This window comes from Streptomyces sp. NPDC044003 (assembly GCF_056435185.1).
This window is the reverse complement of the sequence record NZ_JBWKFA010000003.1, coordinates 252,318-279,090: the sequence shown is the minus strand read 5'-3', so window position 1 is coordinate 279,090 and position 26,773 is coordinate 252,318. Positions and strand designations below refer to the sequence as shown.

The 26,773-nt window shown below is 72.8% G+C and carries 24 protein-coding genes; 14 read left to right on the top strand and 10 right to left on the bottom strand.

Going from position 1 to position 26,773, the window contains the following annotated elements; all coding sequences use genetic code 11:
- Positions 1-501: 501 nt before the first annotated feature.
- Together AC07AW_RS13340 and AC07AW_RS13335 are read right to left on the bottom strand one after the other, a co-directional pair.
- The gene (locus tag AC07AW_RS13340) at positions 502-1,413 is read right to left on the bottom strand and encodes an SDR family oxidoreductase (protein ID WP_478815569.1); all 912 of its coding nucleotides are present in this window, start codon (positions 1,411-1,413) and stop codon (positions 502-504) included.
- Positions 1,414-1,459: 46 nt separating this feature from the next.
- Positions 1,460-2,236: an SDR family oxidoreductase gene (locus AC07AW_RS13335; RefSeq protein ID WP_478815568.1), complete on the bottom strand. Its 777-nt coding sequence runs from the start codon at positions 2,234-2,236 to the stop codon at positions 1,460-1,462.
- A gap of 78 nt (positions 2,237-2,314) precedes the next feature.
- On the opposite strand from AC07AW_RS13335, the gene AC07AW_RS13330 reads away from it, so the two are divergent.
- The 5 genes from AC07AW_RS13330 to AC07AW_RS13310 all read left to right on the top strand — a co-directional run bounded on the left by AC07AW_RS13330 (position 2,315) and on the right by AC07AW_RS13310 (position 6,420).
- Positions 2,315-3,088: an enoyl-CoA hydratase family protein gene (locus tag AC07AW_RS13330; RefSeq protein ID WP_478815567.1), complete on the top strand. Its 774-nt coding sequence runs from the start codon at positions 2,315-2,317 to the stop codon at positions 3,086-3,088.
- 14 nt (positions 3,089-3,102) lie between these two features.
- On the top strand, positions 3,103-3,951 hold the full coding sequence (locus AC07AW_RS13325) for a CoA transferase subunit A (RefSeq protein WP_478816229.1): 849 nt from the start codon (positions 3,103-3,105) through the stop codon (positions 3,949-3,951).
- Complete coding sequence (locus tag AC07AW_RS13320) at positions 3,948-4,721, top strand: CoA-transferase subunit beta (RefSeq protein ID WP_478815566.1); 774 nt, start codon at positions 3,948-3,950, stop codon at positions 4,719-4,721. Before AC07AW_RS13325 ends, AC07AW_RS13320 begins: the two co-directional genes overlap by 4 nt.
- Before the next feature lie 11 nt (positions 4,722-4,732).
- Complete coding sequence (locus AC07AW_RS13315; RefSeq protein ID WP_478816228.1) at positions 4,733-5,782, top strand: NAD(P)H-dependent flavin oxidoreductase; 1,050 nt, start codon at positions 4,733-4,735, stop codon at positions 5,780-5,782.
- Between the two features lie 92 nt (positions 5,783-5,874).
- On the top strand, positions 5,875-6,420 hold the full coding sequence (locus AC07AW_RS13310) for a VOC family protein (RefSeq protein WP_478815565.1): 546 nt from the start codon (positions 5,875-5,877) through the stop codon (positions 6,418-6,420).
- Between the two features lie 30 nt (positions 6,421-6,450).
- Here AC07AW_RS13310 and AC07AW_RS13305 read toward each other — a convergent pair whose 3' ends face one another.
- The 4 genes from AC07AW_RS13305 to AC07AW_RS13290 are packed head-to-tail and all read right to left on the bottom strand — an operon-like array spanning position 6,451 to position 10,183.
- Complete coding sequence (locus tag AC07AW_RS13305) at positions 6,451-7,608, bottom strand: acetyl-CoA C-acetyltransferase (RefSeq protein ID WP_478815564.1); 1,158 nt, start codon at positions 7,606-7,608, stop codon at positions 6,451-6,453.
- A gap of 33 nt (positions 7,609-7,641) precedes the next feature.
- A complete protein-coding gene (locus tag AC07AW_RS13300; RefSeq protein ID WP_478815563.1) occupies positions 7,642-8,235 on the bottom strand; it encodes a TetR/AcrR family transcriptional regulator in 594 nt (197 codons plus the stop codon).
- On the bottom strand, positions 8,232-9,020 hold the full coding sequence (locus AC07AW_RS13295; protein WP_478815562.1) for an SDR family oxidoreductase: 789 nt from the start codon (positions 9,018-9,020) through the stop codon (positions 8,232-8,234). The genes AC07AW_RS13300 and AC07AW_RS13295 overlap by 4 nt, the downstream gene beginning before the upstream one ends.
- Positions 9,017-10,183: an acyl-CoA dehydrogenase family protein gene (locus AC07AW_RS13290; protein WP_478815561.1), complete on the bottom strand. Its 1,167-nt coding sequence runs from the start codon at positions 10,181-10,183 to the stop codon at positions 9,017-9,019. The genes AC07AW_RS13295 and AC07AW_RS13290 overlap by 4 nt, the downstream gene beginning before the upstream one ends.
- 45 nt (positions 10,184-10,228) lie before the next feature.
- Between AC07AW_RS13290 and AC07AW_RS13285 the strand changes: the two genes are divergently transcribed.
- From AC07AW_RS13285 to AC07AW_RS13265, 5 genes are all read left to right on the top strand, one after another.
- On the top strand, positions 10,229-11,086 hold the full coding sequence (locus AC07AW_RS13285; protein WP_478815560.1) for an enoyl-CoA hydratase: 858 nt from the start codon (positions 10,229-10,231) through the stop codon (positions 11,084-11,086).
- Entirely contained in the window at positions 11,086-12,255 is a 1,170-nt protein-coding gene (locus AC07AW_RS13280; protein WP_478815559.1) for an acyl-CoA dehydrogenase family protein, read from the top strand. The genes AC07AW_RS13285 and AC07AW_RS13280 overlap by 1 nt, the downstream gene beginning before the upstream one ends.
- Positions 12,255-13,241: an acyl-CoA dehydrogenase family protein gene (locus AC07AW_RS13275; protein WP_478816227.1), complete on the top strand. Its 987-nt coding sequence runs from the start codon at positions 12,255-12,257 to the stop codon at positions 13,239-13,241. The genes AC07AW_RS13280 and AC07AW_RS13275 overlap by 1 nt, the downstream gene beginning before the upstream one ends.
- A gap of 106 nt (positions 13,242-13,347) precedes the next feature.
- Positions 13,348-14,730 carry an MFS transporter gene (locus tag AC07AW_RS13270; RefSeq protein WP_478815558.1) on the top strand — a complete coding sequence of 461 codons (1,383 nt, stop codon included), beginning with the start codon at positions 13,348-13,350 and terminating at the stop codon, positions 14,728-14,730.
- A complete protein-coding gene (locus tag AC07AW_RS13265; RefSeq protein ID WP_478815557.1) occupies positions 14,727-15,800 on the top strand; it encodes an acyl-CoA dehydrogenase family protein in 1,074 nt (357 codons plus the stop codon). The genes AC07AW_RS13270 and AC07AW_RS13265 overlap by 4 nt, the downstream gene beginning before the upstream one ends.
- A 45-nt stretch (positions 15,801-15,845) precedes the next feature.
- Here AC07AW_RS13265 and AC07AW_RS13260 read toward each other — a convergent pair whose 3' ends face one another.
- Both AC07AW_RS13260 and AC07AW_RS13255 read right to left on the bottom strand, forming a co-directional pair.
- Positions 15,846-17,060 (bottom strand): glycosyltransferase, encoded by a 1,215-nt coding sequence (locus AC07AW_RS13260; RefSeq protein WP_478815556.1) that lies wholly within the window; start codon positions 17,058-17,060, stop codon positions 15,846-15,848.
- 41 nt (positions 17,061-17,101) lie between these two features.
- Entirely contained in the window at positions 17,102-17,494 is a 393-nt protein-coding gene (locus tag AC07AW_RS13255) for a zinc-binding dehydrogenase (RefSeq protein WP_478815555.1), read from the bottom strand.
- On the opposite strand from AC07AW_RS13255, the gene AC07AW_RS13250 reads away from it, so the two are divergent.
- Positions 17,482-17,898, top strand: coding sequence for a 5'-nucleotidase C-terminal domain-containing protein (locus tag AC07AW_RS13250; RefSeq protein WP_478815554.1), 417 nt, complete (start codon positions 17,482-17,484; stop codon positions 17,896-17,898). The two genes, AC07AW_RS13255 and AC07AW_RS13250, sit on opposite strands and share 13 nt — an antisense overlap.
- 56 nt (positions 17,899-17,954) lie before the next feature.
- On the opposite strand, the gene AC07AW_RS13245 is transcribed toward AC07AW_RS13250, so the two are convergent.
- Positions 17,955-18,623, bottom strand: a complete 669-nt coding sequence (locus AC07AW_RS13245) for a class I SAM-dependent methyltransferase (protein WP_478815553.1) — start codon at positions 18,621-18,623, stop codon at positions 17,955-17,957.
- A gap of 275 nt (positions 18,624-18,898) precedes the next feature.
- Between AC07AW_RS13245 and AC07AW_RS13240 the strand changes: the two genes are divergently transcribed.
- Both AC07AW_RS13240 and AC07AW_RS13235 read left to right on the top strand, forming a co-directional pair.
- The gene (locus AC07AW_RS13240; RefSeq protein ID WP_478815552.1) at positions 18,899-20,494 is read left to right on the top strand and encodes a hypothetical protein; all 1,596 of its coding nucleotides are present in this window, start codon (positions 18,899-18,901) and stop codon (positions 20,492-20,494) included.
- 406 nt (positions 20,495-20,900) lie between these two features.
- Positions 20,901-24,263 carry a S8 family peptidase gene (locus AC07AW_RS13235; protein ID WP_478815551.1) on the top strand — a complete coding sequence of 1,121 codons (3,363 nt, stop codon included), beginning with the start codon at positions 20,901-20,903 and terminating at the stop codon, positions 24,261-24,263.
- 68 nt (positions 24,264-24,331) lie between these two features.
- Here the strand turns inward: AC07AW_RS13235 and AC07AW_RS13230 are convergent, their stop codons facing one another.
- The gene (locus AC07AW_RS13230; protein ID WP_478815550.1) at positions 24,332-25,270 is read right to left on the bottom strand and encodes a nucleoside hydrolase; all 939 of its coding nucleotides are present in this window, start codon (positions 25,268-25,270) and stop codon (positions 24,332-24,334) included.
- A 113-nt stretch (positions 25,271-25,383) separates the two neighbouring features.
- On the opposite strand from AC07AW_RS13230, the gene AC07AW_RS13225 reads away from it, so the two are divergent.
- On the top strand, positions 25,384-26,772 hold the full coding sequence (locus tag AC07AW_RS13225) for a M1 family metallopeptidase (protein WP_478815549.1): 1,389 nt from the start codon (positions 25,384-25,386) through the stop codon (positions 26,770-26,772).
- Position 26,773 lies beyond the last annotated feature (1 nt).

Genomic DNA, 26,773 nt, shown 5'->3' with positions numbered 1-26,773 from the left:
CGCGCCCATGGGACGGCGCCTGCCGCGTCGGGTGCCCTCGGGATGGCCACCTCGCGCACCAGCCGTGCGCCTGCGCGCCCGGAGCCCAACCCCGCCCGTGTGGGCCCGCGCCGGGCGGTGCCCTCAGCCCACCCGCCGTGTGGGCAATCGTCCCGCAGGGGCGATGGGGGTCCCCCCTGCTCGAGCGAAGCCGAGAGCTTGGGGGAGGGTGGGCACACGGGACGGCGCCCTCTAGCGGCGCCTCCGCGTTCCGCGCCTGGACCCGCACCACGACCGCGCCGTACCTGCTGGTGCGGGTCAGGGCACGGAAGCCTAGGCCCGGCAAGGGGCGCCGTCCGTTGTGCCCACCCGTTCCGCCCCAGCGGAACGATTGCCCACAACAGGGTGGGCGGGGGCGCCGCCCCGGCGGAACGCGTGCCCACAACGGGGGCGCGGAAGCGCTGCCCACAACGGGGGCGGGCGCGGGCGTACGGCGGGTGGGCGCAGACCGCGGCGGAGGGGTCAGCGGGTGCCGTACACCGGGTGCGGGGGCTCCGCGGTCGCCAGGAGCTTCAGGGTCGTTTCGCCCGCCTCCGTCGGGGTCCAGCGGGCCCCCTTGTCCGCCGTCGGGCCCGGTCGCCAGCCCTCCATGACCGTGATCCGGCCCGCCTCGGCCTCGAAGACGCGGCCCGTGACCCCGGCCGAGGCCGCGGAGCCGAGCCAGACGACGAGGGGGGAGACGTTCTCGGGGGCCATCGCGTCGAAGGCGGCACCACCCGGCGCGGCCATCGTCTCGGCGAACGTCTGCTCCGTCATCCGGGTCCGGGCGGCCGGGGCGATCGCGTTGACCTGGACCCCGTACCGGCCCATCTCGGCGGCGGCGACGAGCGTGAGGCCGACGATCCCCGCCTTGGCGGCGGCGTAGTTGCCCTGGCCGACGCTGCCGAGCAGCCCCGCGCCGGAGCTGGTGTTGATCACCCGCGCGACGGGCTCTCGCCCCGCCTTGGCCTCCGCCCGCCAGTACGCCGCGGCGTGCTTGAGCGGCAGGAAGTGGCCCTTGAGGTGGACGCGCATGACGGCGTCCCAGTCGTCCTCGTCGAGGTTGACGAGCATGCGGTCGCGCAGGAAGCCGGCGTTGTTGACGAGGGTGTCCAGGCGGCCGAAGGCGTCCAGGGCGGTGGCGACGAGCGAGGCCGCGCCGTCGGCGGTGGCGATGTCGCCGCCGTGGGCGACCGCCTCGCCGCCCGAGGCGACGATCTCGTCGACGACCTGCTGGGCGGGCGCCGCGCCGCCTCCGGTGCCGTCGAGGCCGACGCCGAGGTCGTTGACGACGACCTTGGCGCCCTCGGCGGCGAAGGCGAGCGCGTGCGCGCGGCCGAGCCCGCGGCCGGCCCCGGTGACGATGACGACGCGTCCGTTGCACAGTCCGGTCATGGTGGGTGCCTTTCGGTGATCGGTGATCGGTGATCGGTGAGTGGGTTCAGTGGTTGACGCTCGCCGCGTCCAGGAAGGCCGGGCGTTCCCCGCCTCCGTGCACGAGCAGGCTGGCGCCGCTGATGTAGGCGGCCCGTTCGGAGGCGAGGAAGACACAGGCGTCGCCGATGTCGGTGGGTTCGGCGAGTCGCCCGAGCGGCACGGTGCGGCCGACGGAGGCGATGCCGTCCTCGTCGCCGTAGTGCAGATGGGAGAGTTCGGTGCGGACCATGCCGGGGACGAGCGTGTTGACGCGCACCAGCGGTGCCCATTCGACCGCCATGGAGCGGGCGAGGTTGTCCAGGCCCGCCTTGGCGGCGCCGTACGCCGCGCTTCCCGGTGAGGGGCGGGTGCCGCTGACGCTGCCGATCATGATGATCGACCCGCCGCCGGGCTGATGGCGCATCACCTCGTACGCGGCGAGGGAGGCGGTCAGCGGGGCGACGAGGTTCAGTTCGAGGACGCGGGCCTGTTGCTCGGCGCTCCCCTCGCCGAGCATTCGGAAGGGTGTTCCTCCGGCGTTGTTGACCAGGACGTCCAGCCGTCCGTGGTCCTCCCGCACCCGGTCGAAGAACTCTGTGACGGCGGCAGGGTCGCGCAGGTCGACGGGGAGGAAGCGGGCCGTGCGCCCGCCCGCCTCGACGGGCTTCTCGGGGGCCCGTCGCGCGCAGGTCACGACCTCCGCGCCGGCTTCGAGCAGAGCGCCGGCGATGCCGGCGCCGACGCCTCGTGTGCCGCCGGTGACGACGGCGACTGATCCCGTCAGATCGATGGTGACTGGCAAGGGACACCTCCCGCAGCGAGCGAACCGCTGCTATCTTCCACCTAACAAACGTTTGGTGGAAAGGTAGCTGATCTGCTCATGGGTGTCTCCACCTCCGCCCCGGACAAGGGCATCGCCGTCGTCACCGTCGACTTCCCCCCGGTCAACGCCCTCCCCGTACAGGGCTGGTACGACCTCGCCGCCGCGGTGCGCGCCGCGGGGGCCGATCCCGAGGTGCGCTGCGTCGTGCTCACCGCGGAGGGCCGCGGCTTCAACGCCGGCGTCGACATCAAGGAGATCCAGCGCACGGCCGGGCACGACGCCCTCCTGGGCGCCAACCGCGGCTGTTACGAGGCCTTCGCCGCCGTCTACGACTGCGAGGTGCCGGTGGTCGCCGCCGTGCACGGCTTCTGCCTCGGCGGCGGCATCGGTCTGGTCGGCAACGCCGACGCGATCGTCGCCTCCGAGGACGCGACCTTCGGCCTGCCCGAGCTGGACCGGGGCGCGCTCGGCGCGGCCACGCATCTGGCCCGGCTCGTCCCGCAGCAGCTGATGCGGGCCCTGTACTACACCTCGCGCACGGTCACGGCCGAGGAGCTGCACCGGCACGGCTCGGTCTGGCGGGTGGTCCCGCGCGAGGAGCTGCTCGGCGCGGCGCTCGAACTCGCGCGGGAGATCGCCACCAAGGACGGGCAGCTGATCCGGCTCGCCAAGGCCGCGATCAACGGCATCGACCCGGTGGACGTCCACCGCAGTTACCGCTTCGAGCAGGGCTTCACCTTCGAGGCCAACCTCAGCGGTGTCGCCGACCGGGTCCGCGACACCTTCGGCACGAACGCCGGAACCGACACGGACAAGGAGCAGCAGTCGTGAGCAGGGACAAGACGATGACCGCCGAGGAGGTCGTGGGCCGGCTCCGCAGCGGGATGACGATCGGCATCGGCGGCTGGGGCTCGCGCCGCAAGCCGATGGCGCTGGTACGGGCGCTGCTGCGGTCGGACCTCACCGACCTGACCGTGGTCTCGTACGGCGGCCCGGACGTCGGGCTGCTCGCCGCGGCCGGGAAGATCCGCAAGCTGGTCGCGGCCTTCGCCACCCTCGACTCGATACCCCTGGAGCCGCATTTCGGCGCGGCCCGGCAGCGCGGTGAATTCGAACTGGTGGAACTGGACGAGGCCATGGTCATGTGGGGCCTGACCGCCGCCGTGCACCGGCTGCCCTTCATGCCGATCCGGGCCGGGCTCGCCTCGGACGTGATGACCGTCAACCCCTCGCTGCGGACGGTGACGTCCCCGTACGACGACCGCGAGGAGCTCGTCGCCGTCCCCGCGCTGCACTTGGACGCCGCCCTCGTGCACCTCAACCGTGCCGACGCGCACGGCAACGGCCAGTACCTGGGCCCCGACCCGTACTTCGACGACCTGTTCTGCGAGGCCGCCGACGCCGCGTACGTCTCCTGCGAGCGGATCGTCGAGACCTCGGAGCTGCTCAAGGACGCGGGACCGCAGTCGCTGCTGCTCAAGCGCGCGTTCGTCGACGGTGTCGTGGAGACCCCGAACGGCGCGCACTTCACCTCCTGCGCCCCCGACTACGACCGGGACGAGGCCTTCCAGCGCGCCTACGTCAAGGCGGCCCGGGACCCGGAGGCCTGGCGGGAGTTCACCGCCCGGTTCCTCTCCGGCGACGAGGACGCCTACCAGGCCGCGGTCGCGGCGTTCCAGAAGGAGGAAGCGTGAGCGGCACCGACAGCACCACACCGGCCACGCGGGCCGAGTACTGCGTCGTCGCCTGTGCCGAGGCCTGGCGGGACGCGGGCGAGGTCCTCGCCAGTCCGATGGGTACGGTCCCGATGATCGGCGCCCGCCTCGCGAAGCTCACCTTCTCCCCCGAGCTGCTGCTGACCGACGGGGAGGCGCTGCTCATCGCCGACGTCCCGGCGGTCGGCGCCGCGCCCCGGGTGGTGGAGGGCTGGCTGCCGTACCGCCAGCACCTGGCCATGGTCACCACCGGGCGCCGGCACGTGATGATGGGCGCGAGCCAGCTCGACCGGTACGGCAACCAGAACATCAGCTGCATCGGCGACTGGCAGCGGCCGAAGCGCCAGCTCCTGGGCGTGCGGGGCGCCCCCGTCAACACGCTCAACAACCCGACCAGTTACTGGGTCCCCAAGCATTCGACGCGCGTCTTCGTCGAGCGGGTCGACCTGGTCTCCGGCGTCGGCTACGACCGGGCCGCGGCGGCCGGCCCCTCGGCGACCCGCTACCACCGTCTCCCGGACGTCATCAGCGACCTCGGCGTCTTCGACTTCGAGACCCCGGACCGCACCATGCGGCTGCGCTCGCTGCACCCCGGCGTCACCGTCGACGAGGTCCTCGCCGCGACCGGCTTCGCGCTGACCGTCCCCGACGAGGTGCCGTACACCCGTGAGCCCACCGCCGAGGAACTGCGGCTGATCCGCGAGGAGATCGACCCGAAGGGGCTGCGCGACCGGGAGGTCCCCTCGTGAGCGACGCCACGATCGCCACCCGGCTCACCGAACTCGTCGGGGTGCGCCACCCCGTCGTGCAGACCGGCATGGGCTGGGTGGCCGGTCCCCGCCTGGTCTCGGCCACGGCGAACGCCGGGGCGCTCGGCATCCTGGCCTCGGCGACGATGACCGTCGACCAGCTCCGCTCCGCGGTGCGCGAGGTGAAGTCCCGTACGGACGCGCCCTTCGGCGTGAACCTGCGCGCGGACGCCGGGGACGCGGACGAGCGCGCACGGATCATCATCGACGAGGGCGTGAAGGTCGCCTCCTTCGCGCTCGCTCCGTCCCGCGAGCTGATCGCCCGGCTCAAGGACGCGGGGGTCGTCGTCATCCCCTCCATCGGGGCCAGGCGGCACGCCGAGAAGGTCGCGGCCTGGGGCGCCGACGCGGTGATCGTGCAGGGCGGGGAGGGCGGCGGCCACACCGGCAGCGTCGCCACCACCGTGCTGCTCCCGCAGGTCGTGGACGCCGTGGACATCCCGGTCGTCGCGGCCGGCGGCTTCCACGACGGACGCGGCCTGGTCGCGGCGCTCGCCTACGGCGCCGCCGGGATCGCGATGGGCACACGTTTCCTGCTCACCTCCGACAGCACGGTCCCCGACGCGGTGAAGGCCCGCTACCTCGCCGCCGCGGTCACGGACGTCACCGTCACGACGAAGGTGGACGGACTGCCGCACCGCATGCTGCGCACGGAGCTGGTCGACGCCCTCGAGCGCTCGGGCCGGGCCGCCTCGCTGCTGCGGGCGGTCCGGCACGCGGCGGCCTTCCGGCGCGAGTCCGGCATGAGCTGGCCGCAGATGGTCCGCGACGGCCTGGCGATGAAGCACGGCAAGGACCTGACGTGGAGCCAGATTCTGCTGGCCGCCAACACCCCGATGCTGCTCAAGGCGTCCATGGTCGAGGGCCGCACCGACCTGGGCGTGATGGCCTCCGGACAGGTCGCCGGCCTGATCGAGGACCTGCCGTCCTGCGCCGAACTCGTCGACCGCCTGATGGCCGAGGCGCGGGCGACCCTCCAGGCCCTGCCGGCCACGGACTGACCGATCACGCACATGTCCGCCGGGGTACCTTCGCCCCGGCGGACATGTGTCTCGACCGCAACTCCTCCGCACCTGCTTCGAACGGAACCACCATGCCGATCCAGCGGCTGAACCACGCCGTCCTCTTCGTCTCCGACCTGGAGCGCAGCCTCGCCTTCTACCGCGACGTCCTCGAATTCCGGCCGTTGCCGCAGGCCTTCCCCGGGGCGGCCTTCCTCCAGGCGGCGGGCTCCGCCAACGACCACGACCTCGGTCTGTTCCAGTCCCCCGAGCCGGGCCCCGGGCAGCGCACGGGGCGGGTCGGCCTGTACCACCTGGCCTGGGAGGTGGACACCCTGGCCGAGCTGCGGCGCATGCGGACCCGGCTGGCCGAGGCCGGGGCCCTGACCGGGGCCAGCGACCACGCCTCCACGAAGGCCCTGTACGCCCGGGACCCCGACGGCATCGAGTTCGAGGTGTGCTGGCTGGTGCCCGACCACGCGGTGGCCGAAGAGCTGAAGGCGATGACCTCGCCCACCCGCCCGCTCGACATCGACGCCGAGATCGCGGTCTACGGTGCGGAGACCCCGGGAGGCCCCCGCACCGATCACGCGGTCTGGCAGCAGCTCTTCGGCCCCGGCGTCACAGACGCTCGGTGATCGTCACGTCCGTGGCCGGGGCCTCGTCGGTCAGAGGCGCTCGATGATCGTCACGTTCGCCTGGCCGCCGCCCTCACACATGGTCTGCAGGCCGTAGCGGCCGCCGGTGCGCTCCAGTTCGTGGAGGAGGGTGGTCATCAGCTTGGTGCCGGTGGCGCCAAGCGGGTGGCCGAGGGCGATGGCGCCGCCGTTGACGTTGACCTTCTCCGGGTCGGCGCCGGTCTCCTTCAGCCAGGCCAGGACGACCGAGGCGAAGGCCTCGTTGATCTCCACGAGGTCGATGTCGTCGAGCGTCATCCCGGCCTTCTTCAGCGCGTACGCTGTCGCCGGGATGGGGGCGGACAGCATACGGATCGGGTCCTCGCCCCGGACGGACAGGTGGTGGACGCGGGCCCGCGGCGTCAGGCCGTGCTCCCGTACGGCGCGCTCCGAGGCGATCAGCATCGCCGAGGCCCCGTCGGACACCTGCGAGGAGACCGCAGCGGTCAGGCGGCCGCCCTCGACCAGCGGCTTCAGGCCGGCCATCTTCTCCAGGGTGGTGTCGCGACGCAGGCCCTCGTCGGTCGTGACCTCGCCGTACGGGACGATCTCGCGGTCGAAGCGGCCCTCGTCGATGGCGCGGGCGGCCCGCCGGTGCGAGCGCAGGGCGAACTCCTCCATGTCGCGGCGGGAGATGTCCCACTTGGCGGCGATGAGTTCGGCGCCGTGGAACTGGTTGACGGGCTGGTCGCCGTAGCGGGCGCGCCAGCCCTCGGAGCCGGCGTACGGGCCCTCGGTGAGCCCGAGCGGGTCGGCGGCCTGGCGGCTGGCGAAGGCGATGGGGATCATCGACATGTTCTGCACGCCGCCCGCGACCACCAGGTCCTGGGTGCCGGACAGGACGCCCTGTGCGGCGAAGTGCAGGGCCTGCTGGGAGGAGCCGCACTGCCGGTCCACGGTCGTGCCGGGCACCTCCTCGGGCAGTCCGGCGGCCAGCCAGGCGGTGCGGGCTATGTCGCCGGCCTGCGGGCCGACGGTGTCCAGGCAGCCGAAGACGACGTCCTCGACGGCGGCCGGGTCGGCGCCCGAGCGCTCCATCAGCGCCTTGAGGACGTGTGCTCCGAGGTCGGCCGGGTGGACGGCGGACAGTCCGCCGTTCCGCCGGCCGACCGGGGTGCGGACCGCTTCGACGATATAGGCCTCGGCCATGACGGCTCCTTCTTCTCTGTCCACGATGTCATGTCATCTGCGGGTAGCGGGGGCGATGCCTTCCAGGACCATCGACAGGTACTGGCGGGCGATCTCCTCCGGGCTGTGCTGTCCGTCCGGCCGGTACCAGGACGCGGCGACCCAGACGGTGTCGCGCACGAAGCGGTAGGTGAGCCGGACGTCGAGGTCGGTGCGGAAGACCCCGGCGGCCACGCCGCGCTCCAGGGTCCTGAGCCAGGCTTCCTCGAATCTCCGCTGCGAGCCGGCGAGGTAGCCGAAGCGCGGCTGCTCCCGCAGGTGCCTGGACTCCTTCTGGTAGATGGCGACGGCGGCGCGGTGCCGGTCGATCTCCCGGAACGATTCGGTGACGAGGGCCTCCAGGGTCTCCCGGGGGCCGAGGAGTGCGGCGAGCACGGCGTCGTACCGGGCCCACAGCTCGTCCAGGAAGGCGCGGAGGATCTCGTCGAGCATCGACTCCTTGGAGTCGAAGTGGTAGTAGAGGCTGCCCGCGAGCAGGCCGGCCGCGTCGGCGATGCGGCGGACGGTGGTGGCGTCGTACCCCTGGGCGGCGAACACCTCGGCCGCGGTGTCCAGGATTTCGCGGCGCCGTTCCGGCGCCGGTCTCACGGGTGCTGGCTGCTGACGGAGAGGACCTCGCCCGTCAGGTACGAGGAGTAGCCGCTGGCCAGGAAGACGATCACGTTGGCCACCTCCCACGGTTCGGCGTAGCGGCCGAAGGCCTCGCGGGAGGTCAGCTCTTCGAGGAGTTCGGGGGTGGTGACCTTCACCAGGTGCGGGTGCATGGCCAGGCTCGGGGAGACGGCGTTGACCCGTACGCCGTACTCGGCGGCCTCCAGGGCGGCGCAGCGGGTGAGCGCCATGACGCCGGCCTTGGCGGCGGCGTAGTGGGCCTGTCCCTTCTGGGCGCGCCAGCCGATCACCGAGGCGTTGTTGACGACGACTCCCCCGGCGCCCGCTTCCTTCATCCGGCGCAGTGCGGCGCGGGTGCAGCGGAAGGTGCCGTTGAGGGTGACGTCGAGGACCTTGTCCCACTGTTCGTCGGCCATGTCGACGAGGTCGGCGGTGCCGCCGAGGCCGGCGTTGTTGACGACGATGTCGAGGCGTCCGTGGCGCTCGACCGCGAGGTCGAACAGGGCGGCGACCTGGGTCTCGTCGGTGACGTCGCAGGGCAGGGCGGTGACGCGGTCCGCGCCGAACTCGGCGGCGAGCTCGGCCTCGGACTCCTTGAGTCTGCGGGCGTGGGCGTCGGAGATGACCACCCGCGCGCCCTCGTCCAGGAGCCGCCTGGCGGTGGCGCCCCCGATGCCGGCGCCGGCGGCGGCGGTGACGAGGGCGTCGCGGCCGGCGAGCAGGCCGTGGCCCGGCACGTAGGGGGGTGGGGTGCCGGTCATGGGCGGACCTCCTTGGGCAGGCCGAGGACGCGCTCGGCGATGATGTTCCGCTGGATCTCGTTGGAGCCGGCGTAGATGGTGTCGGAGCGGGAGAAGAGGTAGAGCCGCTGCCAGTCGGTGAGGTCGTACGGCTCGCCGTCGGCCAGCATCCCCGCGGCCCCGCAGACGTCCATGGCGAGTTCGCCGAGCTCGCGGTGCCAGGTGGCCCAGAAGATCTTCCCGATGGAGGCCTCGGGGCCGGGGGCTCCGGCGGCGACGCCGTCGAGCATGCGCAGGGCGTTGAACCGGATGGTCTCCAGGCCGATCCAGGCGCGGGCGATGCGGTCGCGGATCAGCGGGTCGGCTGCCGCGCCGTTGCGCCTGGCCAGCGCGATGAGGGCTTCCAGCTCACGGCGGAAGCCGACCTGCTGGCCGAGGGTGGACACGCCCCGCTCGAAGCCGAGGGTGGCCATGGCGACCCGCCAGCCGTCGCCGGGGGAACCGACGACGTGGGAGGCGTGGGTGCGGGCCCCGTCGAAGAAGACCTCGTTGAACTCGGAGGTCCCGGTCAGCTGGACGATCGGTCTGATCTCCACTCCCGGCTGGTCCAGGGGGACGAGCAGGTAGGACAGGCCGTGGTGGCGGGTGGAGCCGGGTTCGGTTCGGGCGACGACGAAGCACCAGTCGGCCTCGTGCGCGAGTGAGGTCCACACCTTCTGCCCGGTGACCACCCATTCCTCGCCGTCCCGTTCGGCGCGGGTGCGGACGTTCGCCAGGTCCGAGCCGGCGTCCGGCTCGGAGTAGCCCTGGCACCACTGCTCCTCGACGCTGACGATCTTCGGGAGGAAGCGCTCGCGCTGTTCGGGGGTGCCGAAGGCAATAAGGGTGGGGCCCAGGAGCTGTTCGCCGATGTGGCTGACGCGGGCGGGGGCGTCCGCGAGCGCGTACTCCTCGTGGAAGGCGACCTGCTGTTCGAGGCTCGCGCCCCGTCCGCCGTATTCCTTGGGCCAGCCGACGCAGGTCCATCCGGCGGCCGCCATGTGCCGCTCCCAGGCGAGGCGTTCGGCGTGTGCCTCGTGTTCCCGTCCGGGGCCGCCGCGCCCGCGGAGGGCGGCGAACTCGCCCGTGAGGTTGGCGCGCAGCCAGCCGCGGACCTCTCTGCGGAACTCCTCGACGTTGCTCATGGCCGTACGTTAACCTACCAAACACTTGTTAGGGAAGGAGGGCGGATGTCCGCTGCCCGCACCGCATCCACGGCCCCGGTCCGCTACGAACGTCTCGGCCCGGTGGCCGTGGTCACGATGGACCGGCCCGATTACCGCAACGCCCAGAACTCCGCGATGACGTACGCCCTCGACCGCGCCTTCTACCGCGCGGCCGACGACGACGAGGTCAAGGTCGTCGTCCTCGCCGGAGCGGGGAGGCACTTCTCCGCAGGCCATGACATCGGCACCCCCGAGCGCGATGCCCACCTGCCGTTCGACCGACGCGCCGGACTCTGGTGGGACCACTCGGACAAGCAGGGCGCGGAGAGCCGCTTCGCCCGCGAGTCCGAGGTCTACCTCGGCATGTGCCGCCGCTGGCGCGAACTGCCGAAGCCCGTGATCGCCTCGGTGCAGGGCGCCTGCGTCGCGGGCGGCCTGATGCTCGCCTGGGTGTGCGACCTCATCGTCGCCGCCGAGGACGCGTTCTTCGCCGATCCGGTGGTCCGCATGGGCATCCCCGGCGTCGAGTACTTCGCCCACCCGTGGGTGATGCCGCCACGCATCGCCAAGGAGTTCCTCTACACCGGCGACCGGATGGACGCCCGGCGCGCCTACGAGGTCGGCATGGTCAACCGGGTCGTACCGACCGGAGAACTGGCGGAGAGGACCCTGGAGTTGGCGAACCGCATCGCCGAGATGCCCCGCATGGGCCTGGCCCTGACCAAGCGCGCCGTCAACCAGGCCGAGGACCTCCAGGGCCTGCACACCGGCATGGACTCGGTCTTCGGCCTGCACCACCTCGCGCACGCGCACAACGCCGAGACCGCCCCCGACGCGCTGGGCGGCATGGACATACGCGCGATGAAGGAGGCGGGAGCCTGATGGACCTCGACTTCACCGCGGCGGAGGACGCCTTCCGGGCCGAGGCCCGCGCCTGGCTCACCGCCCACGTGCCCGACACCCCCCTGCCCTCGCTGGAGACGGAGGAGGGCTTCGCCGCCCACCGCGCCTGGGAGCGGACCCTCTCCGCCGACCGCTGGTCGGTGGTCTCCTGGCCCGAGGAGTACGGCGGCCGGGGCGCCTCCCTCCTCCGGTGGCTGGTCTTCGAGGAGGAGTACTACGCGGCCGGCGCCCCCGGCCGGGTCAGCCAGAACGGCATCAACCTCCTCGCCCCCACCCTCTTCGAGCACGGCACCGACGAGCAGCGCGCCCGCATCCTGCCCTCCATGGCGAGCGGCGAGGTCATCTGGGCCCAGGCCTGGTCCGAGCCCGAGTCCGGCTCCGACCTCGCCTCGCTGCGCTCCACGGCCCGACGGACCGACGGCGGCTGGCTCCTGAGCGGCCAGAAGACCTGGTCGTCCCGGGCGGCCTTCGCCGACCGTGCCTTCGGTCTCTTCCGCAGCGACCCCGACGCCGCGAAGCCGCACCAGGGCCTGACGTACCTGATGTTCCCGCTGGACGCCGACGGGGTGACCGTACGGCCCATCGGCCGTCTCGACGGCAAGCCCGCCTTCGCGGAGCTCTTCCTCGACGAGGTGTTCGTGCCCGACGAGGACGTGATCGGCGCCCCGGGGCAGGGCTGGCGGGTCGCGATGAGCACCGCGGGCAACGAGCGGGGGCTCACCCTGCGCAGCCCCGGCCGGTTCACGGCCGCCGCCGAACGCCTCACGGCACTGTGGCGGGAGACCGCCGATCCCGCCGACACCGCCCTGCGCGACCGGGTCGCCGACGCGGTCATCGGCGCCCGCGCCTACCGGCTGTTCGCGTACGCGGGCGTCTCACGCATCGCCGCCGGAGGCTCGATCGGCGCCGAGTCCAGCCTCAACAAGGTCTTCTGGTCCGAGCTCGACATCGCGCTCCACGAGACCGCCCTCGATCTGCTCGGACCGTACGGCGAGCTGTCCGACGGGGCCGCGGACGCGCCCGCGCACGGCGGCTGGGCCGAGGGCCACACCTTCTCCCTCGCCGGACCCGTCTACGCCGGTACCAACGAGATCCAGCGCGACATCATCGCCGAGCGGCTGCTCGGCCTCCCGAAGGGACGCCGGTGATGCGGTTCCTCCTCGACGACGAGCAGCGGGAGTTCGCCCGCTCCCTCGACGGCATGCTCACCGCGGCCGACACGCCCGCGGCCGCCCGGGCCTGGGCGGCCGGGGACACCGCGCCGGGCCGCGCGCTCTGGTCCCGGCTCGCGGAGGCGGGCCTCTTCGCCCTCGCCGTTCCGGAACGGCACGACGGGCTCGGCCCGCTGCCCGTCGAACTGGCCGTCGCCTTCACCGAACTGGGCCGCCACGCGGTCCCCGGCCCGCTGGTCGAGACGGTCGCGGCCGCGGCCTTCCTCGACCGGCTCGACGATCCTGCGGCCGCCGCCTGGCTGCCGCAGATCGCCTCCGGGAAGGCGCTCGTCTCGCTGTGCGTGCCGGCCGCCGGCAGCCCCTACGCCCTGGACGCCGACACCGCCGACGCCACTCTCGTCGTCGAGGGCGACACCGTGCGCCTGGCGGAGACGGCCGGCCCCGTCCAGCCCTCGGCCGACCCCGCCCGCCGCCTGGCCCGCCCGCTCGGCGGAGCCGTCCTGGCGCGCGGCCCGGCCGTGCCGGCCGCCGCCGCGCACGCCTGCGACGTCGCCGCGCTTGCCACCGCCGCCCAGTCCCTCGGCCTCGGCCGCGCCCTGCTCGACCGGACCGTGGAGTACGTGAAGCAGCGCACCCAGTTCGGGGTCGCCATCGGCTCCTTCCAGGCGGTGAAGCACCGCCTCGCGGACACGCTCATCGCCCTGGAGTTCGCCCAGCCCCTGCTCCACTCGGCCGCCCTGGCCCTCGCGCACGGGGCGGACCACAGCTCCGCCGAGATCGCCGCGGCGAAGGTCACGGCCGGCGAGGCCGCGTACGCCGCCGCCCGCACCGCCCTCCAGCTCCACGGGGCCGTCGGCTACACCGAGGAGCTGGACCTCGCCCTGTGGATCCGCAAGGCCCGTCCCCTCCGCGACGCCTGGGGCACCCCCGCGGCCTGCCGCGCCCGCGTCCTCGCGTCCTGAGCGGTGCCCGCTGCCCAGGGCCGGGCAGCGGGCACGTACTCCCCCGAAAAACAGGCCCACCACCGCTCATCCGTCCCCACCATCCCTACCGCACCCGGGAGTCAGCGTGTCCCCCGCACCGTCCCCGCACGTCCCCGAGAGACCTTCGGACCCCGCACTGCTGCGCAGGGTGGCGCTGTCGAGTCTGCTCGGCACCGTCATCGAGTACTACGACTTCCTGCTCTACGGCACGATGGCCGCGCTCGTCTTCGGCGAGCTGTTCTTCCCCCGGTCCGATCCCACCGTCGGCACGATCGCCGCCTTCGGGACGCTCGCCGCCGGCTATGTGGCCCGCCCGCTCGGCGGCGCCGTCTTCGGCCACTTCGGCGACCGGCTCGGCCGCAAGTCCATGCTCGTCCTCACCATGGCCCTCATGGGCGTGGCGAGTTTCCTGATCGGCGTCCTCCCGACGTACGGGACGATCGGCGTCGCCGCGCCCGTCCTCCTGGTGCTGTTCCGCGTCGTCCAGGGCATCGCCATCGGCGGGGAGTGGGCCGGCGCGACGCTCATGGTCGTCGAGCACGCCGACCCCGAACGCCGGGGTCTGTGGAGCGGCGTGATGCAGATGGGCTCCCCCATCGGGTTCCTGCTCTCCACGGTCGCCGTCACCCTCGCCTCGCTGCTCCCCCACGACTCGTTCCTGGCCTGGGGGTGGCGCGTCCCGTTCCTGTTCAGCGCGGTGCTCCTCGGCATCGGTCTGTACGTGCGCGTCAGCATCACGGAGAGCCCGCTGTTCCGGCAGGCGGCGCGGAAGGGTGACGCCGGTGAGGCGCCCGGTGTTCCGCTGGCGCAGGTGTTGCGCACGCCGCGCACTCTCGTCCTCGCGTGTGCCGTGGGCATCGGCCCGTTCGCCCTGACGGCGCTGATCAGCACGTTCATGCTCACGTACGCCACGGCCATCGGGTACGCCACGTCCGAGGTGATGACCGGGCTGCTCTTCACCTCGGTCACGGGCCTCGTGTCCATCCCGCTGTTCTCCGCGCTCTCCGACCGCGTCGGTCGCCGGGCCGTGGTCCTCGGCGGTGCGGCCGGCGTCGTGTTGCTCGCCCTCCCGGTCTACGCCCTGGTCGACGCGCGCTCGACCACGCTGCTGATCCTCGGCATGGTCCTCGGCCAGGTGGTGCAGTCCGCGATGTACGCACCCCTGGGCCCGCTGCTCTCGGAGATGTTCGGCACCCGCGTCCGCTACACCGGCGCCTCGCTCGGCTACCAGCTGGCCGCTCTCATCGGGGGAGGATTCACCCCGATGTTCGCCGGCAGTCTGCTCTCCGCCTCCGACGACGTCCGCAGCACGCCCCTCGTGGTGCTCGCCGTCGTCTGCGGGCTCGTGACCGCGCTCGCCGTCTGGCGCACCGCCGAGACCCGGGGCCGGGACCTGTCGGCGGAGGACCCGGCGGCGCCGGACGAGCAGCCCCGTACCCGTACGACATCGAGAGGAGCCGAGGCATGAGGCCGACGGAGGAACAGGAGGAACTGCGGTCCGCCGTACGGGCCGTGCTCGGGCGCCATCCGGGAGACACGGCCTGGCGGCCGCTGACCGAACAGATCGGTGTCGCGGGTCTCGCCGTGCCCGAGGAGTACGGCGGTGCCGGGTACGGGGCCGGGGAGGTCCACGTCGTGGTGGAGGAGCTGGGACGGGAGCTGAGCCCCGTCCCGTACCTCGGATCCGCGGTGCTCACGGTGCAGGCGCTTCTCGCCTCGGGCGACTCGGGGGCGTGCGCGCGCCTGCTGCCCGAGCTGGCCTCGGGTGCCGTGGTGGGGGCCCTGGCGTGGGCCGAGGGAGGTTCCTGGGAGCCGTCGGCGGTACGGGCCGAGGCCGGCGCGGGGCCCGGCGGGACGTGGCGGATCACCGGAATCAAGGAGCACGTCCTCGACGGCGCCGGCGCCGAGGTGCTGCTCGTGGCCGCCCGTACAGGAGCTGGGGTGTCGCTCTTCGAGGTCCCTGTCGACGGCACGGGCGTGGCCCGTGAGGCGACCGTGACGATGGACTCCACCCGGGCGCAGGCGCGCGTGGTGCTCACGGAGGCGGAGGGCCGGCTCGTGGGAGCGGAGGGCGATGCCGAGCGGGTGCTCGCGCACGTGCTCGACCTCGGCTGCACGGCGCTCGCCGCCGAACAGGTCGGCGCCGCCGCGCGCTGCCTCGAACTCACGCTGGCCTACGCCAGGGAACGGGTCCAGTTCGGCCGGCCCATCGGCTCCTTCCAGGCGGTCAAGCACCGCCTCGCGGACGCGTACGTCCTGGTGGAGTCGGCGCGCTCGGCGGCGCTCGGCGCCTCCTTCGCCGCCGCCGCGGGTGACCCGGAGCTGTCCCGCCACGCGGCCGCCGCCAAGTCCGCCTGCTCGGAGGCGTTCTCGGCGGTGGCGGGCGAGATGATCCAGCTGCACGGCGGCATCGGCATCACCTGGGAGCACGACGCCCACCGCTACTTCAAGCGGGCGCACGGCGCGGCCCAGCTCTTCGGCCCGCCGGCCTGGCACCGCGCCCGTCTGGCGGCCGACCTGGGTCTGGCCGTGGCCTGACGGGCAGGGGGCGGGGCCGCGCGCCCCGCCCCCTGACTTCGTCCGTCACCCGGCGTGTACGGCGGCGATGTGGGCGAGCACCGGCGCCGCGCCGTCCTCCGCGGCGATCCCGCGGGCGAGTTCGGCCGCGCGGCGGCGGATGGCCGGTTCGGACACGCAGGTCGTGATCGCGTCGCCGAGGGTCTCGGCGGTCAGGCTCGCGAACGGCACGGGCCGCGGGGCGACTCCCAGCGCGTGCAGCCGGGCCGCCCAGAACGGCTGGTCGTACATGACGGGGACGGGCACAGCGGGGACCCCGGCCCGCAGTCCGGCCCCGGTGGTGCCTGCCCCGGCGTGGTGGACGACGGCGGCGGTGCGCGGGAACAGCCAGTCGTGCGGGACGTCGCCGACGGCCAGGATGTCGGAGCCGTGGCCGCTCAGTTCGGCCCATCCCGCCTGGACCACCGCGCGGACGCCCGCCCGCTTCACCGCCGCGGTCACCAGTTCGCCGAGCCGTTCGCCCTCCCCCGGCGCCATGCTGCCGAAGCCGAGGAAGACCGGGGGCGGACCGGCCTGGAGGAAGTCGACCAGTGCGGCCGGGGGTTGCCAGTGGTCCGGCCGCGGGGGCCACCAGTAGCCCGTGACGTCGACGCCGGGCGGCCAGTCCTCGGGGCGCGGCAGGACCAGCGGGCTGTAGCCGTGGAAGGCCGGCCGGATGTCGGCGGCCGCCGAGGGTGTGTCGGCGGGGAGTCCGAGGCGGTCGCGCAGCCGGGTCACGCCGCCGGCGAAAGCCCCTTCGGCGCGCCTGAGTACGTCCCGGCCCGCGGCGAGGTTGCCCTCGGGGCCCGTGTCTGCGGCGCTCCGCGCGTGGGGCAGCGGGAACGTCCGGGTGGCGAAGGACGGGACGAGGTAGGTGCCGATGACGGGGATGCCGAACGCCTCGCCGGCCGTCCGGCTCAGCGGGGCCGGGCCGTGGGCCGTGAGCAGCAGGTCCGCTCCGCCCGCCACGGCATCCGCCACCCCGTCGGCGAGCCCGTCCGCGTACGCCCTCGTCAGCGCCTGGGCCTCCTCCCGCGAGGACGCCCGTGACCAGCCCCGGAGGAGCGCCTGCGGGTCTCCCGGCATGGGCCGGTGTTCGAGGCCGCATCCGCCGACGAGCGCGGCGAAGGACGGGTGGGCCGCCACGGCGACCTGGTGGCCCGCGTCGAGCAGGCGGCGTCCCAGGCCGGTGAAGGGCGCGACGTCTCCCCGGGAACCTGCGGTGATGATCAGAATGCGCATGGCGCGATTCAACACCCGGCTGCCCGCGCCAAGGCCCCTGATCAGCCAAGCTCGTCGAAGGTCAGGACGGCCTTCCCGCGCAGGCCGCCGGCGCGCAGGGCGGCGACCGCGTCCGCCGCGTCGTCCCAGCCGCCCCGCCAGGTGATGCCCGGATCGAGCGTCCCGTCGGCGACGCGGTGGGCGAGCCAGCCGAGGTCGCGGTCGAGGCCGGTGCAGTTGAGCAGGAAGAAGGTCACGACGGACCGGTCGTGCCGCCCCTGGTCACCGAAGAGCGCCCCGAACGGGAAGTCCTCGCCCGTCCCGGCGGAGTGTCCGAGGGCGACCAGCGTGCCGCCTTCGCCGAGCGTGTCGTACGCCTCCACGAGCAGCGGGCCGCCGACGAGGTCGATCACTCCGTCGACCGGCCGGGAGACCTCCTTCGGTGTTCCGACCATTCGAGAGCCCGCTGTACGTCCTGCCGGTGACGGGCGCACAGCTGATCACGGCGCTCCAGCAGCAGTTCACCGGCGAGAACGCGGCCGCCCCGCGCTTCCTCCAGCTCTCCGACGGGCTCCGCTACTCCGTCGACATGAGCCGGGCGGGCGCCGACCGGCTCCTCGCGGACACGGTCCGCGTCAACGGACAGCCGGTCACTCCGGACTCCACGTACAAGGTGGCGCTCAACGAGTTCCTCGCCAACGGCGGCAACGGCTTCACCGTCTTCGGCGAGATCACCGCGCGGGAAGGGGGCGAGACGACGGACCTGGACGCCCTGGTCACCTACCTGGAGACCACCACCTCGGCCACCGACCCGGCCGCTCCCCCGGCCCCGGGCCGCATCACGTTCGTCGCCCGCTGACGCCGTGACCCGGAGCACCTGAACCGGGCTCCCCGGTTCAGGTGCTCCTCGCCCGCTCAGTCGGGTCGCCTGGCCATGACGACGACGCCCGGGCCGACGTTTTCGTCCGCGGGGAGGCGGAGTTCGGCGACCGGGTGCAGTCCTGCCTTCTCGATCAGCTCCACGAGCTGGTCCGGCTGCCACTGGTGCGTGGTCCAGCGGACGGAGTCGCTTCCGTAGGCCTCGGTGCGCAGGATGTCCTCGTCGCCGACGTGTGTCGCGGTGATGAGGTGTCCGCCCGGCTTCAGGGCCCGCGCGAACATGCCGAGGACCTGCGGGAGGACCTCTCGGGGGAGGTTGAAGAGCGACCACCAGCCGAGCACTCCGCCCAGGGACTCCTCGGCGAGGTCGAGTTCGGTGGCGGAGGCGACGCTGAAGCGGCATTCCGGGTACAGCCGGCGCGCGTTCTCGATCATGCGGGGGGAGAGGTCGACGCCGGACACGTCGAGCCCGCGCTCGGCGAGGTACGCGGTCACCGTTCCGGGTCCGCAGCCGACGTCGAGGACGGGCCCCGACTCGCCCACGCTGTCGGCGAAGGCGTCGATCGACGCCTTGAGCCACGGGTGCTGACGGATGTCGCCGATTCCCGTCGTCAGCACCATGTCGACGTAGTTGTCGGCCACCCGGTCGTAGGAGTCACGGACCACGTCGAGATCCGTCGGGCGGTCGATTCGCTGGGCACACATCGGCCCAGGATAAGAGGGCGCGAAGGCCCGCCGTGTGGATCTTGTGCGGATCGACGGCAGGTCTTGCACCGAACGGCCGCCGTGGCGACGGATCCCGACCGCGCCGACATCAGGACCAGCCCCCGCCCCGGCGGTGCGATGCGGGCATATCGGAGCCAACCCCCCTGAACAAAAGGGTTATTGCCGAAAAATTCCGGCAGGTTTGCGTTCCGCTCAGACGTTCTGGAACCCTCCGTGCGACTTGTCTGACGCTTCATCAACGGAGGCACCCACCCATGCCCTCAAGGCGAATACGCCGCGCCTGGCTCACCGCAGCCGCCGCGGCCTCGCTCGCGTTCACCGGCCTCGTGGCCCCGGCCCAGGCCGAGGTCGTCCCGCAGGCCAGCTCGGACCCCACGGTCCAGGAACCCCTCGCGGCCGAGGCCGCTCCCTCGCCCTTCGCGGCCACCGCCTGGACCTCGCCCGGCGGCGCGGCCTCGCCCGGTGACTTCACCATGTCGCCCGGCGCCCTGAACGCCGAGACGACCTCCCGGGTCGCCCGCCTCGACTCGGTCCTCCCCAAGTCGGGTGTGCAGAACCTCCTCGCCGGGGCGAACCGCACCGTGACGCCGTGGTGCTCCCGCGACCCGTTCGGCACCGCCACGGATCCCGACATCAAGTACTGCCTGCAGAGCGACGACTCCACCTCGCAGGAGTGGGTCCCGCAGGGATTCTCGGGCGTCTCCGACGCCCAGGACGACGAGCTGTGGGGCACGGCCGGGAACATCCAATTGTTCGCCTCGTACGACGGCTGGGACCCGGGCCGCGAGACCGACCCGAACCCGGCCACCGGCGACTGCACCACGGCCGAGCTGGAGGCCGACGACGCCTGCAACCAGAAGGGCGTCCGCATCACCTTCGTGCAGAGCCGGGTCAATCCGGCCTCCGGCATCTCCGAGGTCAAGTACCGGCACGTCCTTCTGGGCTGGACCTACATCAACTCGGCCGACCACGTCTCCTTCGACGGGCTGCACGCCTCCGAGTACCCGATCCAGAAGGGCGTCCACGCCGGCGGGATCGTCTGGTACGGCAACTACCTCTACGTCGCCGACACCCGCAACGGTCTGCGCGTCTTCGACATGCGCTCCATCATGGACCTGGACCCGGACGGCGACCCCAGCACGCACGACGCGATGGGCAGCGACACCGACGGTGTGCAGACCACGGCCAACACCGAGGACAAGACGAAGGTCGGCCGGCACGACAACGTCTGGTACAGCTTCGGCTACCGCTATGTGATGCCGCAGGTCGCCGCGTGGAAGTTCAAGGCGACGCAGAGCAACCCCGCGGGCTCCTACGCCTGCGTCTCCACCGGCGCCCCGAAGGCCTCCTACATCTCCCTGGACCGCAGCACCACCCCGGACCGTCTGCTCATGGGTGAGTACTGCCGTCCGGAGAGCGGCTACCCGTCCACCGGCCGCATCGCCTCCTTCCCCGTCGCGGACCTGGAGGGACGCTCCTCCGACGTGACCGCGGAGGGCTGGGCCAACTACCTGCCGCTGACCAACGGCGGCGCCCAGGGCGCGGCCGCGTACAACGGCAAGCTGTACGTGAACGAGTCGAAGGGCACCGACGAGCCGGGCAACCTCTGGCGCTACGGCTGGAGCAACGGCCAGCTGGTCACGAACGGCGCGGCCGTCAAGACCGCCCGGGGCGCCGAGGACCTCTACATCGAGCGCGGCACGGGCCGCCTGTGGTCCCTCTCCGAGCACCACCCGGGGTCGGCGTCCGACTGCACGGCGAACCGTGACGCCGCCGATCCGGTGGGCACGGACTACTGCCAGCGGGTGCTGTACGGGCACAAGCTGAGCTGGCTCGACGGCCAGCCGTAGCGGGACCGTCGGGAGTGCGTCCCCGCCGGCCGGACGTGCCCGGATGGAGAGAGGTTCCCTCCGGGTGCGGATACGGCCAAGCGGAGGGGCGCGCTCCCGGCGCACGGGCGCGGATCCCCGAAACACCCGCGGGGCCTGGCCCGGGGCGGTCCCGGCACGCGCCGCTGTCGCGCAAGGATCGCGCCGCCGTCATCGTACCGTCACACGGCCATCGTCGCCCGATCACACGCGCCGACCGCACGATGGCTTGAAACCGTGCGTATCAACGCCCCACTCCCCCACCCGCGTTGATCACGTCTTTCTCTCCTCACATACTGCGCTGACCGGCGGCGGGCGCCTCGCGCTCCTGACCGGAATCGACCACTCGACCTCATCCCAAGCTCCTGGGGGAGACTTGCGCGCACCTGTGCAGAGAGCACGCGCCTTCACCATCGCAGCGGCCACGTCGGTGGCCCTCGTCGCAGGCATGACCGGCCCGGCGACGGCGATCACCGCGACCGCGACGGCCGCACCGGACACCACCCCGCACGTCGGCGGCACCCAGCGGATCCCGCTCGTCACGGGCGACCGCGTCGTGGTGGACGCCAAGGGCCGGATGGTGGGCTTCGAGTCCGCCAAGGGCCGCGAACACATACCCGTACAGATAGAGCGCACCGGGGACCACACCCTCGTGGTGCCCGGCGACGCACGGCGTCTGATCGCCACGGGCCGCCTCGACCAGCGGCTCTTCGACCTCAACGTGCTCACGGACCCGCGGCTCCGCAAGAGTCACCGCGCGGGGCTCAAGCTGATCGTGCAGTACGAAGGGGGTGCCGGCGCCGCGCGAGCCGAGGTGCGCGCGGCCGGGGACACCCAGCTTCGGCGTACCTTCCCGACGATCGGCGCCGACGCCATCCGTACGTCTCCGGACGACGTGGCCCGGGTGTGGGAGGCACTGACCGACCGGCAGAGCAGCGGCCTGCGCGCCACGGCCTCCGGCATCGCCTCGGTGTGGCTGGACGGGGTGCGGGGCGCGAGCGTGGACCGCAGCGTCCGGCAGATCGGCGCCGACAAGGCGTGGGAGTCCGGGTTCGACGGCACGGGCGTGAAGATCGCCGTCCTGGACACCGGCGTCGACAAGACCCACGACGACCTGAAGACGCAGGTCGTCGGCGAGAAGAACTTCTCCGCCTCCGCCGACGCCGTGGACCGCGTCGGGCACGGCACGCACGTCGCGTCGATCGCCGTCGGCACCGGCGCCATGTCCGGCGGCCGGTACAAGGGCGTCGCCCCCGGCGCCAAGGTGATCAGCGGGAAGGTCCTCGACGACGAGGGGTACGGGGACGACTCCGCCGTCATCGCGGGCATGGAGTGGGCCGCCGCCGAGGGCGCGGACGTCGTCAACCTCAGCCTCGGCGGCCCGGACAGCCCCGGCGTCGACCCGCTGGAGGCGACGGTCGACCGGCTGTCCGCCGAGAAGGGGATCCTGTTCGCCGTCGCGGCGGGCAACGAGGGCGAGTCCGGTGCGTCGTCCGTGGGCTCGCCGGGGAGCGCGGACGCCGCGCTGACCGTCGGCGCCGTCGACCAGGACGACAGACTGGCCCCCTTCTCCAGCACCGGCCCGCGTGCCGGCGACGGTGCCGTCAAGCCGGACGTCACCGCGCCCGGCGTCGCGATCACCGCGGCCGCCGCCCCCGGCAGCATCCTCGACACCCGCCCCGGCATGCCGCACCCCGCGCCGGGCTACCTCACGATCGACGGCACCTCCATGGCGACCCCGCACGTCGCGGGCGCCGCCGCGATCCTGAAGCAGCGTCACCCCGACTGGAAGTCCGCCGAGCTCAAGGGTGTACTGACCGGCTCCGCCAAGGGCGGTGCCTTCACCGCCTTCCAGCAGGGCTCGGGCCGGATCCAGGTCGACAAGGCGCTCGCCCAGAGCGTCGTCGCCGAGCCGGTATCGCTGAACTACGGCACCGCGCTGTGGCCGCACACCGACGACAAGCCCCTCACCCAGAAGGTCGCGTACCGCAACCTCGGGACCACGGACGTCACCCTCGACCTGTCGGTGTCCGCCCTGGACCCGGCGGGCAAGCCGGCCCCGGCCGGGTTCTTCACGCTCGGCGCCTCGAAGGTGACCGTCCCCGCCGGCGGCACGGCCGAGGTGGACCTCGTCGCCGACACCAGGATCGGGGATGCCGACGGCACCTACTCGGGCTACGTCACCGCCACCGGCGCGGGCCAGTCCGTCCGCACGGCCGCGGTGGCCGTCCGGGAGGCGGAGTCGTACGACCTCACGGTCCGGGCGCTCGGCCGCGACGGCGCCGACGCGCAGAACTTCTCCACCACGCTGACCGGGGTCGGCGGGCTCGCCGCGAACTTCCAGGCCCGCGTGGACAACGAGCCGGGCGCGCACACGATCCGTGTGCCGAAGGGTTCGTACACGCTCAACACGGCCGTCTACCAGGACCCGTCGGACTACAGCGCGGGCACCGACTGGATCGCCCGGCCGAAGCTGGACGTCACGGCCGACACCACGGTCGTCTCGGACGCGCGCACCACCAGGCCGGTGAACCTGACCGTGCCCGGCATCGACAAGGCCGACTACGCGGGGACGTACTACGAGGTCGCGACGGACATCGGCCGCGTCGGCAACGGCTGGGTCCTACGGGGCTTCACCGGCTTCCGCACCGCCCACCTGGGTCCGGCCGTCACCGACGGCTCCCTCCTGCAGACCTGGGACGCGCACTTCCTGAAGGACGCCACCAGCCAGTACTCGGTGGCCTTCGGCGGAAAGGCGAGCACGGTCGCGACCGGCTACACCAAGCACGTGAAGGCGACCGAGCTGGCCACGCTCAAGGTCGGTCTCGGCGCCTCCACCCCGGGGAAGACCGCACTGGCCTCCCCGTACGCCCACCTGCCCGGTGCGCCGGAGGGCAACGGCTTCTCCGCACCGCAGCCGGCGCCGGGCACGCGCACCTTCTACGTCTCCACCGTCGACGGTGCCACGTGGCTCACCCGGTACAACCAGCTGGGCGACAAGGACGAGTGGGGCTACCCGGCCTTCGAGGGCGCCTGGGAGATGGTCCGGCCGAAGCGCTACGAGGCCGGCCGGACGTACCGCGAGACCTTCAACACGGGCGTCCAGGGCCCGCTCCTGGGCGAGGGCACGGGTGTCTTCCGCACGGCTCCCGACCCGGTGACGGGCGAGCAGCAGATCGTCGGCGCCGTGCCGCTGTCCTCCGACGGCGCGGGGCACGTCGGGACCGTCCCGTACTCCTCGGCCACGTCGACGCTGTACCGCGACGGGGTGAAGGTCGCCGAGAACACCGACCCGCTGAGCGGCTACGAGCCGTTCACGGTCGACGCCGCCGACGCCGCATACCGGCTGGTGACCTCCGTGGAGCGCCCGGCGAAGGCCGGCGCGGTCTCCACGCGGATCGAGACCGGCTTCACGTTCCGTTCGCAGCAGGTCGCGGCCACGACGGCGCTGCCGGTGTCCACGGTCCGCTTCGCGGCCCCCGTCGACCTCGCCTCGCGGGTCCCCGCGGGCGCCTCGGTCCTGGTCCCCGTGACCGTGCAGGGCGCCGCGGCCGGTGCGAACCTGAAGTCCCTCTCCGTGTCGGTGAGTTACGACGACGGGAGGACCTGGCAGCCGGCGAAGGTCGTGGGCGGACTGCTCTCCGTGAAGAGCCCGGCGAAGGACAGCGGCATCGCGCTGTCCGCCGAGGTCACGGACAAGCAGGGAAACACCTCGACGGTGACCGTCCACAACGCGTGGCTCGGCAAGTGACCGATTCGGTCTGACGTGGCGTCACCACCCCTTGGTGGTGACGCCACTTCGTCGTGCGGACCAGCGGACTAGCCGAGTACGCGTACGGCCTCCACGATCAGGTCCCAGAAGCCGTCCGTGTCGACCTCCATGCCGACCGCGGTCTCGGCGGGCAGGCCCGTCACCCCGTGCAGGTCCACCACCGTCGCGCCCCGTGTGTGCGTGCCGTTCAGCTCGACCGTCACCGCTGCCCGTACCAGGCTGACCAGCGACGGGTTGATCAGGTGGGCGACGGTGAGCGGATCGTGCAGTGGGGGCGCGTCGAAGCCGTACACCTCGCGGTAGGTGGACGCGAAGTAGGTGAGGAGGTCGATGCAGAGCCCGCTCAGCGGGGTGCCGAGGGCGGCGATCCGGGCGACGACCTCGGGGGTGGCGCGTACCTGATGGGTCGCGTTGAGGCCGAACATCGTCACCGGCAGTCCGCTGCGGAAGACGATGTCCGCCGCCTCCGGATCGCACAGGATGTTGAACTCGGCGGCGGGTGTGGTGTTGCCGCGCCCCGTCGAGCCGCCCATGAGCACGATCCGCTCGATCCGCCCGGCGAGCTCGGGGTGGGCGAGCAGGAAGACCGCGATGTTGGTGAGCGGTCCGGTCGGCACGAGCGTGACCGGCGACGGGTGCGCGAGGAGGGTGTCGCGGATGAGGGTGAGGGCGTCGCGCGGGTCCTGCGGGACGTCCGGCTCGCGCTCGCCGAATCCGGGACCGTCGAGGCCGGAGTCGCCGTGGATGTTCTCGGCGATCCGGCGGGGCCCGTGCAGCGGTCGGTCGCGGCCCGCCGCGATCGGCACGCCCTTGATCCCGGCCACCGAGCAGACCCGGCGGGCGTTGAGCGTGGTCTTCTCCAGCGTCTGGTTGCCCGCGACGGTGGTGATCGCGAGCAGGTCGATCGCGGGGTGCGCGGCGGCCAGCAGGATGTTGAAGGCGTCGTCGTGTCCGGGATCGCAGTCGAGAATCACGGGAACCGGCATGCCACCACCGTCCCACATCGGGACCGGCTGCGGAGGAACGCCTCGGGCCGCGCCCTTCGCCGCGTCCCCGGAACCCGCCCGTCCGGGCGTACGGGTGTTCTAGCGTGCTCGGCATGACCTCGCTCAGGTACTGGCGGGCAACGGCGCTCGCCCTCGTGGCCGTTCTGACTCTCCTCCCCCCGGCGGCGGCGCAGGACCCCTCGGACACCCCCGCGCCCGTGCGGGCGGCGACTCCGGACCGCCCTTCCTACGAGGTGTCGCTGCGCGCCGACGCCGACGGCTCGCACTGGACCGGCCGTCAGACGGTGTCGTTCCGCAACGCCTCCCGTACTCCACTGCGTTCGGTCGACGTACGGCTCTGGGGCAACGGCTCCGACGGCTGCGGAGCCCCCGGCGCACCGTCCCCGGTCCGGGTGAGCCGGGTCGTCGGCGGCAGCCCGCGTCCGCTCGCCGTCGGCTGCACCGCGCTGACGGTCGACCTGCCCGCGCCGCTGCCGTACGGGGCACGCGCGAGCATCTCCTTCGACCTCGCGATCACCGTCCCGGACCGTGTGCACCGCTTCGGCCGGGACGGCGCGCACCGCTACCTCGGGAACGCGCTGCCCCTGCTGTCCGTGCGCGACGCGCAGGGCCGGCACCTCGACCCGGACGTCGGTTTCGGCGAGAGCTTCTACACCCTGGCCGGTGACTTCCGGGTCGTGCTCGACCACCCGGCCACGCTGCTCGTCCCCGCGACGGGCACCACCACCCGGCGCCCGGGAGCGCCCGGTCGCACGGTCAGCACCAGCGTCGCGCACGGGGTGCGGGACTTCGCGTGGGCCGCGGGCCCGTTCCGTACGAAGACGCTGACCACGCCCGGCGGAGTGCGCCTCCACGCGTACTGGACCGCCGCCACGTCCGCCGAGGGCGTCGCCGTCGACCTGAAGGCCGCCGTCGGCTCGGTCGACCGGTTCGGGCAGCGGTTCGGGCGTTACCCGTACGGCGAACTCGACCTCGTCATGAGCGACAACCTCGACGACTTCGGCAACATGGAGTTCCCGGGCCTCGTCCTGCTGTGGACCGAACCGGAAGGGTCGGCGGTCGTGCACGAGATCGCCCACCAGTGGTTCTACGGCATCGTCGGCAACGACCAGTTCTCCTCGCCCTGGCTGGACGAGTCCTTCGCCCAGTACGCGAACCAGTCGTACTACGGGGAGGACACCGCCGGCTGCTGGGAGGACCAGGGGACGTGGCCCAGCGACACGGCCGCCCTCACCCGGTCCATGGGCTACTACGCGGACGGTCACCGCTCCGAGTACGTCCGGGTCGTCTACATGCGCGGCGCCTGCGCCCTGCACGATCTGGAGCGGGTCCTGGGCAGCGCCGCGATGGCTGCCGTGTTGCGCGGCCATGTGCGGGACCACTGGCTGGGCGTCGCCACCACCGCGGACTTCAAGCGCGCCGCACAGGCGGCGACGGACAAGGACCTCGGTCCGTTCTGGACGGAGCACAGGATCTTCTGAC